The organism is Halomonas hibernica, from assembly GCF_013183775.1.
Taxonomy (GTDB): Bacteria; Pseudomonadota; Gammaproteobacteria; order Pseudomonadales; family Halomonadaceae; genus Vreelandella; species Vreelandella citrativorans.
On the sequence record NZ_VIFN01000009.1, the window covers coordinates 22878 to 41284 of the forward strand.

Annotated in this window: 12 protein-coding genes and 2 pseudogenes; 9 read left to right on the top strand and 5 right to left on the bottom strand. The window is 55.8% G+C overall.

Annotated elements, in window-relative coordinates:
• The first annotated feature begins 712 nt into the window (after positions 1-712).
• Entirely contained in the window at positions 713-2062 is a 1350-nt protein-coding gene (gene mgtE, locus FKN99_RS13475; protein WP_081138486.1) for a magnesium transporter, read from the top strand.
• An 88-nt stretch (positions 2063-2150) separates the two neighbouring features.
• Positions 2151-2792, top strand: a pseudogene (locus FKN99_RS13480) (cation diffusion facilitator family transporter); the annotation flags it as partial.
• A gap of 69 nt (positions 2793-2861) precedes the next feature.
• Here FKN99_RS13480 and glmU read toward each other — a convergent pair.
• From glmU to FKN99_RS13495, 3 genes and pseudogenes are all read right to left on the bottom strand, one after another.
• A pseudogene (glmU, locus tag FKN99_RS13485) lies at positions 2862-3818 on the bottom strand (bifunctional UDP-N-acetylglucosamine diphosphorylase/glucosamine-1-phosphate N-acetyltransferase GlmU); the annotation flags it as partial.
• A 15-nt stretch (positions 3819-3833) separates the two neighbouring features.
• Positions 3834-4931 (bottom strand): FAD:protein FMN transferase, encoded by a 1098-nt coding sequence (locus FKN99_RS13490; protein WP_172118376.1) that lies wholly within the window; start codon positions 4929-4931, stop codon positions 3834-3836.
• A 27-nt stretch (positions 4932-4958) separates the two neighbouring features.
• Entirely contained in the window at positions 4959-5759 is an 801-nt protein-coding gene (locus FKN99_RS13495) for an undecaprenyl-diphosphate phosphatase (protein ID WP_081138487.1), read from the bottom strand.
• 192 nt (positions 5760-5951) lie between these two features.
• Between FKN99_RS13495 and FKN99_RS13500 the strand changes: the two genes are divergently transcribed.
• The 7 genes from FKN99_RS13500 (at position 5952) to FKN99_RS13530 (ending at position 13487) form a co-directional block, all read left to right on the top strand.
• Entirely contained in the window at positions 5952-7331 is a 1380-nt protein-coding gene (locus FKN99_RS13500) for an IS1380 family transposase (RefSeq protein ID WP_172118375.1), read from the top strand.
• A gap of 259 nt (positions 7332-7590) precedes the next feature.
• Positions 7591-8280 carry a DUF3141 domain-containing protein gene (locus FKN99_RS13505; protein WP_406565431.1) on the top strand — a complete coding sequence of 230 codons (690 nt, stop codon included), beginning with the start codon at positions 7591-7593 and terminating at the stop codon, positions 8278-8280.
• A gap of 304 nt (positions 8281-8584) precedes the next feature.
• Positions 8585-11212, top strand: coding sequence for a type I DNA topoisomerase (gene topA / locus FKN99_RS13510; protein ID WP_172118377.1), 2628 nt, complete (start codon positions 8585-8587; stop codon positions 11210-11212).
• Entirely contained in the window at positions 11209-11670 is a 462-nt protein-coding gene (locus FKN99_RS13515) for a DUF6586 family protein (protein WP_172118378.1), read from the top strand. Before topA ends, FKN99_RS13515 begins: the two co-directional genes overlap by 4 nt.
• Before the next feature lie 91 nt (positions 11671-11761).
• On the top strand, positions 11762-12226 hold the full coding sequence (locus tag FKN99_RS13520; protein ID WP_172118379.1) for a ferritin family protein: 465 nt from the start codon (positions 11762-11764) through the stop codon (positions 12224-12226).
• A 158-nt stretch (positions 12227-12384) separates the two neighbouring features.
• Complete coding sequence (locus tag FKN99_RS13525; RefSeq protein WP_172118380.1) at positions 12385-13014, top strand: L,D-transpeptidase family protein; 630 nt, start codon at positions 12385-12387, stop codon at positions 13012-13014.
• Positions 13015-13223: 209 nt separating this feature from the next.
• On the top strand, positions 13224-13487 hold the full coding sequence (locus tag FKN99_RS13530; RefSeq protein WP_087107516.1) for an Lpp/OprI family alanine-zipper lipoprotein: 264 nt from the start codon (positions 13224-13226) through the stop codon (positions 13485-13487).
• Positions 13488-13586: 99 nt separating this feature from the next.
• Here FKN99_RS13530 and FKN99_RS13535 read toward each other — a convergent pair whose 3' ends face one another.
• On the bottom strand, positions 13587-14708 hold the full coding sequence (locus tag FKN99_RS13535; RefSeq protein WP_172118381.1) for a L,D-transpeptidase family protein: 1122 nt from the start codon (positions 14706-14708) through the stop codon (positions 13587-13589).
• An 82-nt stretch (positions 14709-14790) separates the two neighbouring features.
• Positions 14791-18240 (bottom strand): transcription-repair coupling factor, encoded by a 3450-nt coding sequence (mfd, locus tag FKN99_RS13540; protein ID WP_172118382.1) that lies wholly within the window; start codon positions 18238-18240, stop codon positions 14791-14793.
• Positions 18241-18407: the final 167 nt, after the last annotated feature.

Here is an 18407-nt window from a genome sequence, read left to right on the forward strand (position 1 = left end):
TGCGAGACCACCACAGCATCAGAAAGCGAGCGATCGGAGCGGCGGTCGGCGATCACGGCTGCTTGGCCGGTCGCCATTGATTCCAAAGAGCTATAAGTAAGTAGGAAAAGGGCTGCGTTCTGGCATTACTCAACGGCCATTCGCGCTGAAGAAGCCGATCCTGATAAGCAATGCCAACAGCCAGTACCTTCAGACCGCTCAATCAGCGCCCTCGTGAATAAGGCGGGATTCTGTGATTGACAATCATGAAAACGCCTCCTAGGATGGCGCCGTGTTCAAGCGCCCTACCTGTGGTCCATGAATGCGATACAACTCCTTATCTTTCCCTTAAAAGAGGTTCCGAGAGCAGCCCATAGAAGATCCCAGTAGTCGATTATGTATGCGTGAAGCAGCCATGAAGTTTGGCTCGCTAGTGCACACGACCCGCCGGTAAGCTTTCTGCTCTCCAAGCCGTTGTGGCCTGGCCCTCTATACCCCCGCCTCTCTTCATAGCTCTTTCGCGCCATGCGCGAGTCGTTGTCGTCAACTCGCCACATTAGTCGTTCACTATGCACACAAGTACTTTGTCGACCGTGTGTCCCTGACTCATGTCAGGCCACTTTGGCCAGAAAACCTTGTGTGCGTGGATTATATGCGTGTTGGTGCGTCGTTATGAACGCTGCCTTCACATCGGGTTGTCTCGCCTTGATTCCGCCATTGCCGGAGGCGAACAATGAGCTATGCCGTACTAGCCGCTTCACTAAGAAGCGCCATGCAGCGCAACGATCACACCGCGATTTCTCATATCGTCGCGGAAATGCAGCCTGCCGATATTGCCGATTTTGCCCGTTACGAGCCCGCCTATACGGTGTTGGCGTTGCTCATGCAGCTTCCCGAAGCGCAGCGTGGCCCTACGTTCGGCTACCTGGAAACGGAGCAACAGCGGGACATCGGTGAAAAAATGACCGATGAAGAACTCGCAAAACTGGCTGCCACGATGGATGCAGACGAGCGCGCTGACCTGTTCCACCTGGTGGCGCCAGGCAGGCAGCCTGCCATCCTGCGCCAACTATCGCAAAAAGAGCGCGATGACTTAACCAAGCTGGCCAGCTATGCCGAAGGCACGGCAGGGGCCGTCATGACCTCCGAGTATGTTTCCGTGCCGGTCACCATCGACGTGGCGGAAGCCTTGAGCCTGCTACGCGCCAGCGCGCCTGACGCCGAAACCATCTACCAGGTGTATTGCGTCGATAAAGAAGGCCGTTTGCAGGGCACCGTATCGCTACGCCAGCTGATTCTTGCGGCCCCCCACCAACGCGTGGAAGAACTAATGGTCTCGGAAGTGGTGTTTGCCTCCGTGGAAACGCCGCAGGAAGAAGTCAGTCGGCTGATTGCCCATTACGACTTGCTGGCACTTCCCGTGATCAATGGTGGTGACCGCCTGGTGGGCATCGTGACCTACGACGACGCCATGGACGTGGCCGCAGAAGAAGCCACCGAAGACATGCACAAGGGGGTGTCGGTGGGCAAGCTGGAGGGCAGCCTGCGTTCGGTCAGCCTGTTCGAGCTCTACCGCAAGCGTGTGGTGTGGCTGGTATTGCTGGTATTCGCCAATATCTTCTCGGGTGCCGGTATCGCCTATTTCGAAGAAACCATCGAAGCCTACATTGCGCTGGTGTTCTTCCTGCCCCTGCTGGTGGATAGCGGTGGCAACGCAGGCTCTCAGGCGGCCACCCTGATGGTACGCGGCATGGCCACCGGCGATGTACGTACCCGCGATTGGGCCAAGCTGCTGGGTCGTGAAGTCGGCGTCGCCTTGGCGCTGGGGCTGACCATGGCACTGGCGGTGTCCGTGGTGGGTATTTTCCGCGCGGGCAGCGAAATAGCACTGGTCGTCGCGCTATCAATGGTGCTGATCGTCACGGTAGGTAGTCTAATCGGGATGATTCTGCCGTTCATTCTGCAGCGCTTCAAGCTAGATCCGGCGACCGCCTCGGCACCGCTGGTGACCTCGATTGCCGATGCGTCAGGCGTACTGATCTACTTTGCACTGGCAACGGCTATTTTGGGGCTTCCTGTATAGACAATGCAGTCAATCAGGTGAGCCTCTCACCTCAGTACGCTACAATGAGGCCTTTATATAGCGTGTACGCCATCGGGTAACGCAAGCCATGAAGATAGAGCAACTGACGGCCACTCCAGACGATTCATCACACATCCATCATAGCCAGGAAGCCAAGCGCGTCACGTACATTGGTGCCTGGCTGGATGGGCTGCTGAGTGTCGTCAAGGTGGTGGTGGGGTTTCTGGTTGGCTCGGCAGCCTTGATTGCCGATGGCATTCACTCCCTGTCTGACCTTGTCACCGATGGCTTTGTTCTGGCCGCCATTCATTATGGCCGTCAGGAACCGGATAACGACCACCATTATGGCCATGGCCGTATCGAGACGCTGACCACGCTACTGCTGGGCAGTGTGCTGATCTTTGTGGCCGGCGGTATCGCCTGGTCGAGCATCGACCGTCTGTTGAGCGGTACCGAAGTAGGCGCGCCCGGCGCTTTTGCCATCGCGGTGACGGTGCTGGCCCTGATCAGCAAGGAGTGGATATTCCGCTACACCATGCGGGTCGCCAAACGGGTCAAGTCCAAGCTGCTGGAAGCCAATGCCTGGCACTCCCGCAGCGATGCCCTCTCAACGGCCGTGGTGCTGGTAGCGCTGGTGGGTGCCCAGTATGGGATGGGGTGGCTGGACGCCGTGGCCGCAATCATCGTGGGGCTGCTGGTAGGTAAGGTCGGCATCGACCTGCTGTGGGAGTCCGCCAGAGAACTGGTGGATACCGCCTTGCCCGAAGACGTGCAGCAGCAGATGCATGATGTGGCCTGCAGCGGCCACCGTGGAGTCGATGACGCTGTGGCTATCGATGACGCTTTCAGCACCGAGGGTGCTGTTCTTGATCACGCAATAAGGGCCAACGCGCACGCCTTCGCCCAGCTCCACGTTCCCTTCGAAGACGCAGCCCACGTCGATGAACACATCGTGGCCACAGGTTAGCGTGCCGCGTACATCGATTCTCGCCGGGTCTGCCAGGGCAACGCCCTGAGCCATCAACGCTTCCGCCGTCTGCTGCTGGTAAGCACGCTCCAGACGGGCCATCTGCGCACGGTTGTTGACCCCTTCCACCTCGGTAGCATCGTGGGGCTGCGCCGTGGCCACCTTGATACCTTCGCTGGCAGCCATGGCGATGACGTCGGTCAGATAGTACTCACCCTGGGCATTCTCTGCCGAGAGCTGGGGCAACCAGCGCTTCAGTTGAGCGCTGGTCATGGCCATGATGCCGGTATTGCACTCGGTGATGCTCAGTTGCTCGTCGTTGGCATCTTTTTGCTCGACAATCGCCACGGCCTGCCCGTCACTATCGCGCACGATGCGCCCGTAACCGCCAGGGTCGTCCAGCGTGACCGTCAACAGGCCCATATGCTGCTCATCCACCTGAGTCAGCAGGTTGGCCAACGTGTCACGGCGAATCAGCGGCACATCGCCGTAAAGCACCAGCACGATGCCGTTGCCCAGACGAGCCTGGGCCTGGGCCACGGCATGGCCCGTCCCCTTTTGCTCTTCCTGCAGCGCAAACAGAACGTCATGCTCTGCCAGCGCGTCACGCAGTTGGTCAGCGCCGTGACCGATCACCACGTGGGTCCGTGCCGGATTCAGCGCCTGAGCGGTCTCCAGCACGTGCTGCACCATGGGTTTGCCTGCCAGGGTATGCAGCACTTTCGGCAAGGGAGAGCGCATCCGCGTACCTTTACCGGCCGCCAGAATGACGATGTCGAGATCATGCATGTTCAGTACCTACCGTTATTGGGCCGCTGCCGGTGTCCAGGCATCGATGCCCAGCTCTTCCAGCAGCGTATCACCAAAATAGTCCTTGAATGCTGGGCTGGCGATGCTGCGCCAGCGGTCGCCGTCGCGCACCAGCAGCAGTACGTTCAAGTCGTGTTCCAGGGCCAGCGCCATGCCCTCTTCCGTACCAACCACCAGCAGTGCCGTGGCCCAGGCATCCGCCCATGCATTGGAAGGGTGGAAGACCGACACCGATACCAGGTCATGGGTAATCGGTTTGCCGTCACGAGGATTGATGGTATGCGAGTAGCGCTGCCCGTCGACTTCGAAGTAATTGCGGTAGTCGCCTGAGGTCGCCACCGACAAGTTGCTGAGCGGCACGATATGCTGAGCCCTTTGCTCACCGTCTTCCGGCACTTCGATACCTACACGCCAAGCCAGTTCATCGTCGGGCTCCCGGTAACCACGGGCGATCATGTCTCCCCCCAGGTTCACCAGATAGTGCTCGATCCCCTGCTGGTCCAGATATGCACCCACTCGATCGACGGCATGACCTTTCGCCACGCCAGAAAGATCGACAAAGATATCCCGCGTGCGTCGCGCCTGCATCTGCTGGGTATCCACTTCCAGGGCGTCATACCCGACGGTCGAAAGGCGTTCGGCAAGGGCTTCATCGCTGGGCACTTCTTCTGGCCTCGCCTCTGGCCCGAAACCCCACAGATTCACCAGGCCGCCCACCGTCACGTCGAAGGCACCATCGCTATCTGTCGCAATGGCTTGGCTGACGGCCAATACCTCGATCAGCTCATTGGACAGCGGCTGCCACTCATTCAGCGGCGCATGATTGAAGGTCACCAACTCGGCATCATCTCGGTAGGTCGACATGGAGCGGTCCACGCTTTCGAGTTCGGCCAAAAAACCCTCTTCCAGCGCCTGTGCTTGCCCTTGGGTCAGCGGGTCCATCACCGTTACCTGATAGAAAGAGCCAAACACCCCGCCTTCAAACCGGGTGGGGGGTTCCAGAGGGCGATCACTCTCCGAACAGCCTGCCATCAGGGGCAGCAGGGTGAGTAAACCAAGGCCAGCTAAAAAGGGACGATAGCCGATGTTCATCGCATTTTCCTTGAAGTTTGCACGAGATTAGAAGTGGAAGAACCACAGCAGCCAGAGACCGAATACCACGCGGTAAATCACGAATGGCTGCATGCCCAACTTCTTGATGACGACCAGAAAATAGTGAATACAGAGATAGGCACTAATACCAGAGAGAAGCGTACCCACGATCATGGCGGGCCAGTCGATGGCTTGGGGATCACTGAGCAAGCCAACGGCCTCCAGACCTCCGGCCAGCACAATCACGGGGATCGACAGTAGAAACGAGAAGCGCGCAGCGCCCTCCCGGCTCATGCCTACCAGCAGGGCTGCCGTGATGGTGATACCGGAACGGGATGTACCCGGAATTAGCGCCAGTGCCTGCGCAAAACCAATGATCAGCACATCCTTCAGATTCATGCTGTACTCGCTGCGGGTGCCGCGCTTTTTCCAGTCGGCATAGCCCAGCAGTAAACCAAAAGCGACCAGGCTCAGCCCGATGATCAGGGTCGAGCGCATGTGATCGGCAATCAGATCACGACCCAAAAAGCCGATAATACACACCGGCAAAGTGGCCAATGCGACCCAGAACCCTAGCCTGGCATCCTCATCGACGCCTTTGCCCCGTAGCGCGGCCACGCTGCTGACGACCATGCGTATGATTTCATGACGAAAGTAGAGGATGACGGCACTCAAGCTACCCAGATGGAGTGCCACATCGAATGCCAACCCCTGATCTTCCCAGGGCGTAAATACGGGCACGAGAATAAGATGTGCGGAACTGGAAATCGGCAGGAACTCGGTTATTCCCTGAACCACTGCCAAAATCACGACCTGTAGCCAATCCATAGATTCATCCTAGCGTCAGTTGAGAGGCGTTCTGAAAAGCCACAAGGATACACGTGCGATTCCATGATGTCCGCCTGCAAATATTCTCCCGCCTTATTCATGAGGCGGGCCTGAAAACGAAGATAGCGGATGGTATCCTCTTGAAAAATCAGAACGTTCCGGAAAGAACCTGATTCCAGAGGACCATCCGCTATGGGTGAAAGCATATCCACCTGGACGCCCTCGTGCAACGGCTCTGTCCGTGTCGAGCTGAGCGGCCAGCGCACCACCAGCGACAGCGGCGCTCTGCTGCTGCGTGAAGCCCTCGACAACAGCGGCGTGATTGAGGCGCTCGAAGACAACCTGGTCGATCCGCGTCACCCGCTGCGTATCCGCCACTCGCTGGCCAGTCAGCTACGCACCCTGGTGCTGCAGCGCGCGATGGGCTGGATCGACCTCAGCGATACCGACACGCTGCGTCGTGACCCGCTCTGGCAGCTGGCCTGCAGCGATGCGCGCGGGACGACGCCATTGGCGCAGGACAGGCCGTCTCAAGCCACGCTGTCGCGGCTGCTGACCTGCCTCGGCCGAGACGACAACATCGATGCCGTGCACGAAGGCCTGCTGCGACTGGTGGTCTGGCGCCTGACCTCGCTGCAGAACGGCGAGCGCCCCAGGCAGCTGACCCTGGACATCGACGGCCTGCCAATCGAGGTCCACGGACATCAGGGCGGCTCGGCGTATCATGGCCTTTACGGTGCGCGGATCTACTCACCGCTGGTCGCCTCGCTAGCCGAAACCGGCGATATGGTCGGCGGGCTACTGCGAGAGGGTAACGCCGGCCCGGCAGAGAACGCCGACACCTGGATCCCGCATCTGGTACGACGACTCAACGAGAGCACCGGCGCCCAGGTTCGGGTGCGCATCGACGCCGGTTTCACCGACAACGCGACGCTTGAGGCCCTGGAAGAGCGCAACATCGAGTACCTGGGCCGACTGCGCAGTCACTCCGGCCTGCAGAAGCTGGCGGCACCGCACCTGAAGCGGCCACCCGGCCGGCCACCCGAGCAGCCTCGCGAGTGGTGCCACGATCTGGAGTATCAAGCGGGCTCTTGGTCGGCACCGCGTCGCGTGGTGCTGGTGGTGCAGGAACGCCCCGATGACCTGCTGCTGCATGCCTTCTTCCTGGTCACCAACCTCGGCAAGTTCGACTGGCCGCCGGAGAAGGTCCTGGCGCTCTACCGCAAGCGCGGCAGCGCCGAGGCGCACATGGGCGAGGTGAAGTCGGCGCTCGACCTGCACCTCTCGTCGACGGATCGCGGCGCCTCCACCGTTCAGGACGTGATGGCCCGCAACGAGGTGAGCCTGCTGCTCAGCCTCTACGCCTACCAGGTCCTGCATGGCCTGCGCTGCCTGCTGGAGCGGCAGACCCGGCAAGGCTGGAGCCTCAGCCGGATGCGCGAGCAGGTGCTGAAGGTCGCCGCCACGCTGAGGCTGCACGCTCGGCGAATCACCGTTCATCTGGGGGCCGCCGCCGACAAGTGGTGGCTGACGCTGCTGAAGGGGTTGCCGAAGCTGACCGCACTGAGCTGACGCTCCTGCGAGACCACCACAGCATCAGAAAGCGAGCGATCGGAGCGGCGGTCGGCGATCACGGCTGCTTGGCCGGTCGCCATTGATTCCAAAGAGCTATAAGTAAGTAGGAAAAGGGCTGCGTTCTGGCATTACTCAACGGCCATTCGCGCTGAAGAAGCCGATCCTGATAAGCAATGCCAACAGCCAGTACCTTCAGACCGCTCAATCAGCGCCCTCGTGAATAAGGCGGGATAATCTCTTTAAAGCGCTAGAGACGATGCATTCTGACCAGATCGTAGCCGCCTTGAATGCCTGGCGGGATCTGCGTGATAGCAGTACAGAGCGTCTGTTTATGGATGTCTATGGCCAGCCACTGCTACAGGCGGCTGTCGGACTTTATGGTGATGCGCATGTACACCGCAGGAGGCCGGGCGCTGAGCCTGAGCATCGTCGCTTCCTGGCGCGGCGCCGGGAAGAGTTAGGTGAGCGCATTGCCCAAGGGGGCGCGCATGAAGCGATTATGCGCTCATTAATCTACGTGTTGGGTGGAGCACCCTCCACCGATGAGCGCAACTTCAAGCAGTTACGTGCCACAAGGACGAAGCTTGAGTCAGACATCGAGCTTTGCGAATTCAAGCGGTTGGTGCGCGAGCAATTTTTTATTTTAAAACTTGATCGTGAAAGGGCGCTGAATACGCTACCTGAGTTACTGGCCGGTGAAAGCAACAGTGCGATTGATGGCTATATTAAAAACCTGGAGCAGGTGTTTGCAGCAAGCGGTGAGCTTACTGAACACGCGGCAGAACGTTTTGTACAGGTAAAAGCGTTGTTTGATAAAGCGCGCCCGGCCAAGCCTGCGGTCAAAAAAACGGCCGTCAATAAGGCAACCACGGTTGAGAGCCCACCGGGTGAGGCCAAAAAGACCGACACGCCAGTGAGTCAAGGCAAGGGTCCCCGCAAACGTTAATCGATCCTGATTGAAAAAGAACGCCTCTACTTTACCGTAGGGGCGTTCTGCTTATGAAAGAAATAGTAGGTTGCTGATCTCGTAACGTCAGTCTAGTGTCTAGCTACTTCGGTATAAAAAAGTAAGCTTTTCTCACTACTGTTCGGTTGACACTGGCGCTAAGTGAAGGCCTGGGGTAGGGTAGGCGCATTTTTTCATCCGTATGTTTGTCTCGGCGAGTGAAATAACGCCGCAAACTCAAAACCATGCGGTACCGTATTCAGAGCGCGGGCTCTCGGCCCAAGCAATAGAAAAGTGGAGCACTATGGGCAAGTCACTGGTCATCGTCGAGTCGCCAGCGAAAGCGAAGACGATTAATAAGTATCTCGGCAACGATTTCATCGTCAAGTCGAGCGTGGGTCACATTCGTGACCTGCCGACCAGCGGCTCGGGCAAGGCTGCTTCCGACCCCAAGGAGCGCGCTCGCCAAGCCGCGGCAACACGTAAAATGTCGGCGGAAGAGAAGGCAGAGTATAAAAAGCGCAAGAGCCACGATCAGTTAATTCGGCGTATGGGTATTGATCCCAACAACGGCTGGGAAGCCCAGTATGAAGTGCTACCGGGCAAAGAAAAGGTAGTGGCTGAGTTAAAGAAACTTGCTGAAAAGGCAGATGCCGTTTATCTGGCAACGGATTTGGACCGCGAAGGGGAAGCCATTGCGTGGCACTTGCGGGAAACCATTGGTGGAGACGACAGCCGTTATAAGCGTGTGGTCTTTAACGAAATCACTAAAAATGCGATCCAGGATGCGTTTAAAGCCCCTGGTGCGCTCAATATTCCTCGTGTAGAAGCTCAGCAGGCGCGGCGGTTCTTGGACCGCGTGGTGGGCTTTATGCTGTCGCCGCTGCTGTGGGCCAAAGTGGCCCGTGGCCTCTCCGCTGGCCGCGTTCAATCTGTCGCAGTACGTCTTATTGTTGAGCGCGAGCGGGATATTCGCGCGTTTATCCCTGAGGAATTTTGGGATGTGCACGCGGATTTAGTCTCACCAGACGGCGAACTGGTGCGCTTTGCACTCGCCAAGCAGGATGGTAAGGCCTTCAAGCCGACGTCTGAGCAAGACACGATGTCGCGTATTGCGGCGTTGCGTAATGCAAAGCTTGCGATTACCTCGCGCGAAGATAAGCCGACCAGCTCCAAACCAACGGCGCCGTTTATTACCTCTACGTTGCAGCAGGCGGCCAGTGGGCGCCTGGGCTTCTCGGTCAAGAAAACCATGACTATGGCCCAGCGGTTGTATGAAGCGGGCTATATCACCTATATGCGTACCGACTCTACCAACCTCTCGAAGGATGCGGTTGAAAGTGCGCGTGAGTTTATTGGCAGCGAGTACGGTGAACGCTACCTGCCCGAGACGCCCAATCGCTATAGCAGCAAAGAGAGTGCTCAGGAAGCTCACGAAGCGATTCGCCCATCCAGCGTTGAGCGCAAGGCAACCGATTTAGCGGCTATGGAACGCGATGCTGAGCGTTTGTATGAGTTGATCTGGCGTCAGTTCGTCGCCTGCCAGATGACGCCGGCCGAATATCTGTCGAGCACATTGAGCGTGGAAGTGGATGGCTACGATCTACGCGCTAAAGGGCGTGTTCTGAAGTTTGACGGCTATACGCGGGTCATGAAACCGAGCGGTAAAAACGAAGACCAGACGCTGCCCGATTTGCCCAAAGGCACGCCGATGGCGATGGAAACGCTGGACCCTCAGCAGCACTTTACCAAGCCCCCGGCGCGTTATACCGAGGCAAGCCTGGTTAAAGAGCTTGAAAAACAAGGGATTGGTCGTCCTTCTACCTACGCGTCGATAATTTCGACGATCCAGGATCGCGGCTACGTGCAGTTGGAAAATCGGCGTTTTTATGCCGAGAAACTGGGGGATATCGTTACCGAGCGCCTGAAAGAGTCGTTTCCTGACTTGATGGACTTCTCTTTTACCGCACGTATGGAAGATAGCCTGGATGAGGTCGCTGAAGGCGAACGCAACTGGCGAGCGCTACTCGATGCCTTCTATGGTGAATTTCGTGAAGAGCTTGCCAAGGCAGAAAGCGATGATGGGATGCGTCCCAACCAGCCCGTGCCAACCGATATTGACTGCCCCTCGTGTGGCCGCAAGATGCAGATTCGTACTGCATCTACCGGCGTTTTTTTAGGTTGCAGTGGCTATAACCTGCCGCCCAAAGAGCGCTGCAAAACCACGATCGATTTGATTCCGGGTGAGGAAGCAGTAGCGGCGGATGCCGGTGAAGAGGCCGAAACCAACGCCTTGCGTGCCAAACATCGGTGCCATAAGTGCGGCACGGCAATGGATAACTACCTGATTGATGAAACCCGCAAGCTGCATATCTGCGGTAATAGCCCTGACTGTGATGGTTATGAGATAGAGCAGGGCAAGTTCAAGATCAAAGGCTACGATGGCCCGGTTATCGAATGCGATAAGTGCGGTTCACAAATGCAGCTCAAGTCCGGCCGCTTTGGCAAGTACTTTGGCTGTACCAATAGCGAGTGTAAGAACACTCGCAAGCTATTGAAAAATGGTGAAGTGGCGCCGCCCAAGATGGACCCGATTCCGATGCCGGAACTTGCCTGTCAGAAAGTGGATGACCACTACGTATTGCGCGATGGGGCAAGCGGCCTGTTTTTAGCAGCCAGTAAGTTCCCTAAAAATCGTGAAACGCGTCCGCCGTTGGTGAAGGAGCTGAAAGCTCATGCTGACGAGCTACCTGAGAAGTATCACTTCATTCTCAAAGCGCCCAGCGAAGACCCGGATGGTCGTCCAGCTCAAATTCGTTTTTCGCGTAAAAGCAAAGAGCAGTACGTGATGACCGATGAAGAAGGCAAAGCCACGGGATGGAAAGCAACGTTTGATGCAGGCAAGTGGCACGTAGAGGACAAGCGTAAATGAGCGACCGCTCCCGTACTAATCAACTGCTCTATCAGGCCGAGCTGCTGGTAAGTATGCCTGTTGGTGAGGATGAGCATGCGGTCGCTCGTCAAATGGCGCTCGAAGAGAGCGCCTTGGCTCTGTTTGAATTAGCGTTGTGTTCGCTGCTTAAAGAAGTCACCGAACATGCTCGTCTGGAAAACCATGCCTGGCGTGAGTTATTAGCCCTTGATGGTCCGCCCATGGCAGAGCTTCAGCGGCTGCGTGATGTGATGCGTGAACCGGGTAGTTGGCTAAACTGGCTGGCGTTCAAATTAGAGCAGTTGCACAGCAGCGACGGGGCTGCACGGCGCACCGTCACTAATCCCGCCATGATCGCCATGGGGAGTCAGAAACGCTTGGGAGAGCAATTGCTTGATTACATAAGCGATGCCAAGCAGGAAATAGCCGCCCTAAGGGAGACAAGCCAGGAGTGGTGAGCTGTCACATGACGAATCTATCCTGACCGGCTACGCTCATAAAGCAGCATACTGTTACCGAGATGATAGAACGACTGAAAAGGAGACACGGATGCGCTACAACCAGGTCAAGGACTTAGTCGTATGGGCTGAAGGTTTTCACAAGCGTATGGCTCGTCAGTACAGCGAGGCGGCCGATAAGACAGATAACGAGCGTTTGACCATGGTGCTGACTTATCTAGCCAGCCGAGAGCTTCGAATGCAGCAGGGGCTTGATGACTTGTTTCATGATGGTTCTGATCATAGAGACGTATTGGAGACCTGGTTTGATGAGTCAAGTGAGTTTCCTCAGCCGCCTGAGCTTGAGCGCCTTACGGAAAAGTCTGAATGGAATTCAGTCGATGAAATAGCGCGCATGGCCGTTGAGTCCAATCGAAAGCTTCAAGCGCTCTATGAGCATCGCGCTTCCAGAGCCGCTATACCGCCAGAAGCGGAGTTTTTTAATGCGCTGGCAGAGGGGCACGAAGCAGAAATTCGTAAGCTGGTCAGCAGCATGCAAAAGTTTGACGATATTTAGCGCTGCGTTGACTAGCGGTTCATTGGCAGGGCTTGGCGTGTCCACATGGTTAAATTGTTCTCAAAATCGCTGACAGACGCGGTGTATATAAGGTATAACACCTTCAAGAAATGCTTAGTTGGCCAGTGCTGAGCTAACCTGTTTTTGAGAGCTAACCTATGCCTTTAAACCGTCGCCGCTTTTTAGCGCTGGCGCTTGGCTGGCCAGTAGTTGCCAGCGCTGCTACGTCAAATGCTACGCTAAACTCACAGCCGATAGACCTGGTTGAGACGTTGCTGTCCCGGGCTCATTTGCCCCGCTACAGCAACGAAGTATGGTTATTGATAAATGATCAAGAATCTACACTTAGCGTGTATCGTGGCGATACGCTGGTGGAGCTTTTTAGCCCGGTTTCGCTGGGTCGCTCAGGTGCGAAAACGCAGCGGGTAAGGGGGGATAACGTTACGCCACTGGGCGAATTTCGTATTAATCGTTTTAATTACGAAAGTCGATGGCATATCTTTATCGGTATCGATTATCCTACGCCGGCCCATGCGCGGATGGCGTTAGAAAATGGCATATACTCGCAAAGCGATTATGAAGCCTATTTCGACTATTACCGCCGTTATGGCCATCCCCCGCAAAATACGGCGCTGGGTGGAGCCATTGGTGTTCATGGTATCGGCAGTGCAGACCCTGATGTTCATAGCCGTTACCACTGGACTCAAGGGTGCGTGGCGGTAACAAATGAGCAAATTGAGCGAGTTGTGCAGCTTGTTGATATTGGCACTCGCGTCGTGATCGGCTAGTCTTATGTTGTTGAAGGAAGTAAGAGGTTTTCTACAAGTGGCTATAGACAAGCGTTGTGGTCTATTATAAAACAGCGTTTGACTAGCGTGCTCATGCACAAGTCACTGAAAAGAACCTGCACCGCAGGTAGACAAAGCGCAGCTAAGCAATTAGCCTAGGTTTGTCATACCCTTAACGTTGTACCCAAGGAAGACTCAAGGAGAACATTATGACTTTGAAAACGACTCTGAAAATGACCGCCGCTGCCGCTTCTCTGGCAATCCTGGCTGGCTGTGCTTCTACCAGCGCTCTGGAAGAAGTTCGCATGACTGCTGAATCTGCACAGGCTGATGCCGCAGAAGCACGCAGCATGGCTTCACAAGCTCTGAACACTGCAAACCAGGCACAGCGTGACGCGAATGCTGCACTGCAGATGACTGAGCAAAACCGTGAAGAAATGAACCGCATGTTCCAGCGCTCCATGCAGAAGTAATTCTGCTTGGACCACTGGGTTGATGTTTGACTCAGCGGTTGCTGAAGATGTAAAAAAACCCCGCCTCGGCGGGGTTTTTTATTGCTTGTCTATTTTAGATTAAGCATCTTCTTCAGTCGCTTGTAGGTGGCTAAGTTCTACCTCCTCAAGCAGGCTGTTACGGCTGGCAGGCTCCTCTTCTACGGTTGACTGTGCCTGAGGGCCATAAAGGGCTACAAAACGGCCGTTAGGTGATTCTACGGCGCTTTTTACTTTGGCATAGTCGACAGCTACCTGGTCCTCCGTTAGTGCATCAACGCGATCAATGGCATCCAGGAGCGGTTCAAAGTCACCCACGTTCTCTTCAAGCTGCGGGTAGGACTGCACGAATAGCGTGCCATCCGCTGCCCAGCCAGCTTTAAAAGGCGCATCCATCAGGTTTACTTGCGTACCGCTTGGCAGGCGCTCGTAGAGTGACTTAATGTCTTCAGGGTACATACGAATGCAGCCGCGGCTGGCGCGCATGCCAACGCCATCAGGGCGGTTGGTGCCATGAATCAAGTAGCTCGGCATGGCAAGCAGGATGGCATGTTCGCCCAAAGGATTGTCCGGCCCAGCAGGCACTACGGAGGGCGCTGGCTCGCCGCGAGCGGCCGCTTCACGACGCATGGAGGCAGGAGGGGCCCACGCCGGGTCTTTTACTTTAATGGTCGTGCGTGTAATGCCAACGGGGGTTGCAAACTCTTCACGGCCCACGCTCACCGGATACGTTTCAACGATGCCCGGGTTGTCGGCAGGGTAGTAATACAGACGCAGTTCGGAAAGGTTAACAACAACCCCTTCACGTGGTGCAGGCGGTAAAATATATTGGGCTGGAATAACGATTTCCGTTCCTTCGCCAGGCACCCACATGCTGACGCCGGGGTTGGCCATGCGAATTTCTTCGTAGCCGATATTATGACGACGAGCGATATCAATGAGAGTCTCAGCGGGGTCGTCAACCGTGATGGTATACGACTCACCGATAATGTCGCCTTGGTCAGGGAGTCGAAAATGCCCGCGGGGGAGTTCACGCGTGTCGGCAACCTGCTCAGCGCTTGCCACGGATTCATCGGCGATCGCGGGCGCGTTTTCTGCTTGTTCAGATGCGGTTTGCGCATAAGCAGGGCCAGTAAGGGAGGCTGCCAACAATACTGCCAGGCTGGTAGGACCCCAAAGGTTGAATTTGTGACGAATGTTCATGATCTTTCCTAATAAGTTAGTGCACTGCTAGTACGCGTAAACGGGCAAACAATGGTTGCTTGCCGTCAGTTTGCCCCAAGGTTCACGCCGCCGCTACTTTTTGATTAAGGGTCGTTATAAGTGCTTCAACTTGCTCGAAACGCTGATCGCTGTTTTCCATGGTAAATTCAAACCGCAAGGTGTCTGAACCATCCAGGCGATAGTGCTTGGGCGATGTTTGAATCAACGTAACCAGGGTGAGTGGGTCGACCTTCGTTGTGCCATCAAACAGCACCCGGCCACGGCTTTCGCCTGCTTCAATACGGCTAATACCCAGCTGCTCTGCGCGTTGGCGTAGCTTTGTTTGACGTATCAGGTTCTTCAACGGCTGTGGCAGGAGGCCGAAGCGGTCAATGAGCTCGACCTGTAGTTCTTTAAGCTCACTATCGCTTTGTGTATTGGCAATGCGCTTATACATAACAAGCCGCTGCTGTACATCATGAATATAGTCATCTGGAATCAGTGCTGGCAGGTTCAGGCTAATTTCTACGCCAGTATTGAAGGGCGCCTCAATATTAGGTGTTTTGCCAGCACGGATTGCTTTCACTGCTCGATCCAGCATTTCCATATAAAGAGTATAGCCAATAGTTTCCATTTGGCCGCTTTGTTCATCTCCTAGTAGCTCACCTGCGCCACGAATTTCCATGTCGTGGCTTGCCAGAGTAAACCCAGCGCCAAGGTCATCAGAGGCGCTTATAGCCTCAAGGCGTTTAACCGCATCGCGCGTGATGGCCTTGGGGGGAGGCGTAAGCAGGTAAGCATAGGCCTGGTGGTGGCTGCGGCCTACGCGTCCTCGTAGTTGGTGCAGCTGCGCCAGGCCAAACTTGTCGGCTCGTTCTATGAGAATGGTATTGGCGCTGGGTACGTCAATGCCGGTTTCAATGATCGTTGAGCATACCAATACATTAAAACGGCGATGGTAAAAGTCCGACATTACGCGTTCAAGGCTGCGTTCAGGGAGCTGGCCATGCGCCACGGCTACGCGAGCTTCTGGCACCAGTTCGCGGATCTGTTGAGCCGCGTTTTCAATCGTCTTTACTTCGTTGTGAAGGAAGTAGACCTGACCACCGCGAAGTATTTCCCGTAGCAGGGCTTCTTTAATAATGCTGTTATCACGCTGCTGTACAAATGTTTTAACTGACAAGCGGCGAGCGGGCGGTGTCGCAATAATAGAAAGATCCCGAATGCCGCTCATCGCCATATTAAGTGTACGCGGGATAGGGGTGGCGGTGAGGGTGAGAATATCAATCTCTGCACGCAGGGTTTTAAGCTTTTCTTTCTGTGCAACGCCAAAGCGGTGCTCTTCATCGATAATTAGTAGACCCATTTGAGGTAGCTCAACACTTTTGGAGAGCAGCTTATGGGTGCCAATCACGATATCGGTTTGACCGTTTTTGATGCTTTCGAGCGTCTGGGTCATCTCTTTGCCCGCCGTAAAGCGCGAGATCAAACGGATATTGACGGCCGTATCGGCAAAGCGGTCACGGAAGTTTTCAAAGTGCTGGCGGGCGAGCAGCGTGGTCGGCACGAGAACGACGACCTGGCGACCTGACTGCACGGCCAGAAACGCGGCACGCATGGCCACTTCGGTTTTGCCAAACCCAACATCACCACATACCACGCGGTCCATGGGCTGCGGAGAAACCATGTCCTCAATGACGGCTTCAATGGCCGCTTGTTGATCAGGCGTTTCTTCAAACGGAAAGCTAGCGGAAAAGCGCACGTACTCATCGCTTGGCGCTTCATAGACAACCCCTTGCTGGGCTTCTCGTCTTGCGTAAACATCCAGCAATTCAGCGGCAGTATCGCGAATCTTTTCGGCCGCTTTACGGCGCGCCTTTTCCCATTGATCAGAACCCAGCTTATGCAGCGGTGCCAGCTCATCATCAGCGCCGCTGTAGCGTGAAATAAGGTGAAGGCTGTCAACGGGTACATAAAGCTTGGCGCCATCGGCGTAAGAGAGGGCTAAAAATTCGTTGGCCTGACCGCCGGCCGCGAGGGTTTCTAGCCCCAGGTAACGTCCTACCCCATGCGCCTGATGAACAACGGGTGCCCCTTCGCGAAGTTCTGAAAGGTGGCGAACCGCTAATTCATTGTCATCAGTGACTTTTTCACGCCGTCGGCTTTGGCGAACGACTTCGCCAAACAGTTCCGTTTCGCTAATAATGGCAAGGCTAGGGTCAGTAAGCCATAAGCCGCTATCTACCAGGCTTTCCGTGATCGCGAAGGGGTGTTGGCTTTTAAGAAATGACTGAAAGCTATCAACATAAGGCAGTGACAGGGTGAGCGGTGCAAGCACTTCCTCTAATGCTTCGCGCCGCCCGCGTGATTCAGCGACAAACAGGACCCGTGTATCAGGTTCGTTATTTAAAAAACCTTCCAATTCACTCAGTGGCTGTTTGGCTCGTGCATTAATGGCCAGCGGCGGGAGCGCTTTTGCTTCTGGCATTAAGGCATGACGATGCGCTTCGTCTTCAGTGAGTTCAATACGAGGGCGTGATTTGATCGCCGAAAATACATCGCTAACCGGGAAAAATGCCCGGCGAGGCGGCAGTAGTGGGCGGGTAGGGTCAACGCCCAAATTGATGTAGCGCGCTTCAATGGATTGCCAGTGCTGTTCGGCGGCTTGGAAAACGCCGGGTAGCAGCGCCACCCGCGTATCATCGGTTACGTGATCAAACAAAGACGCCGTTTCGTCAAAAAATAGCGGCAAATAGTGCTCGAGCCCAGGCGAAGGTATGGCTTTAAGAGCGTCGTTATAGAGCGGGCACTGACGAGGGTCGACATCGAACAGGGTTTCAAACTGCTCGCGAAAGCAGGCGATTGCGCTGCGGCTAAGCGAGTACTCATGGGCAGGAAGTAGTTCCAGCGTGTCTATCTTGCCCGTTGAGCGTTGACTGCCAGGGTCAAAATGACGAAGTGTGTCGATCTCATCATCAAATAAGTCGATACGAATCGGCTCATCCATCCCCATCGCAAAAAGATCAATTAGTGCGCCGCGTATGGCGTATTCGCCAGGCTCGTACACGGTTTCAACGGCGCGATACCCTGCCCGGGTAAGCGACTCCCTAAAGGTATCCCGGTTAAGCTTGGCGCCCGCGTTCAGCGTCATTACACGCCCCGCGATATACGAGACCGGGGGAAGGCGCTGCATTAATGTATTAATAGGCACCAATACAATGCCGCGAACACCGTCTTGTAGCTGGCGTAACGTGCGCAAGCGGGCCGAGACGATATCCTGATGCGGAGAAAAACTGTCGTAGGGGAGGGTTTCCCAATCAGGGAATGGCAGTACTGGGACATCGCTGTAGAACGCCAGGTCTTGTTCCAGACGTTGAGCGCTGGCCGTGTTGGGTGTAATTACCAGCAGCGGGGCGCTAGAAGCTACCTGGGTTAACGCCAGTGCAGACGCACTACCCGGGGGCGCTGTCCAGAAAAGCGTGTCGCGAGCCCCGTGTGGCTGAGGCGGTTCGAGCAGAGAGAATGAAGGCATAGTCAGGTATCATTTTGCGCTGAAACGGATACTGGATCATACACGATCGCCTCTTTCAGTTAGAGGGCCAAAACATTACTGTTAGTGTGAGAGCCTATTTTGTGTTTGTAGTCAAACCTCTATTCCTGTAATACCCCTACAACGTGTGCGACCATCCTTCCATTGCG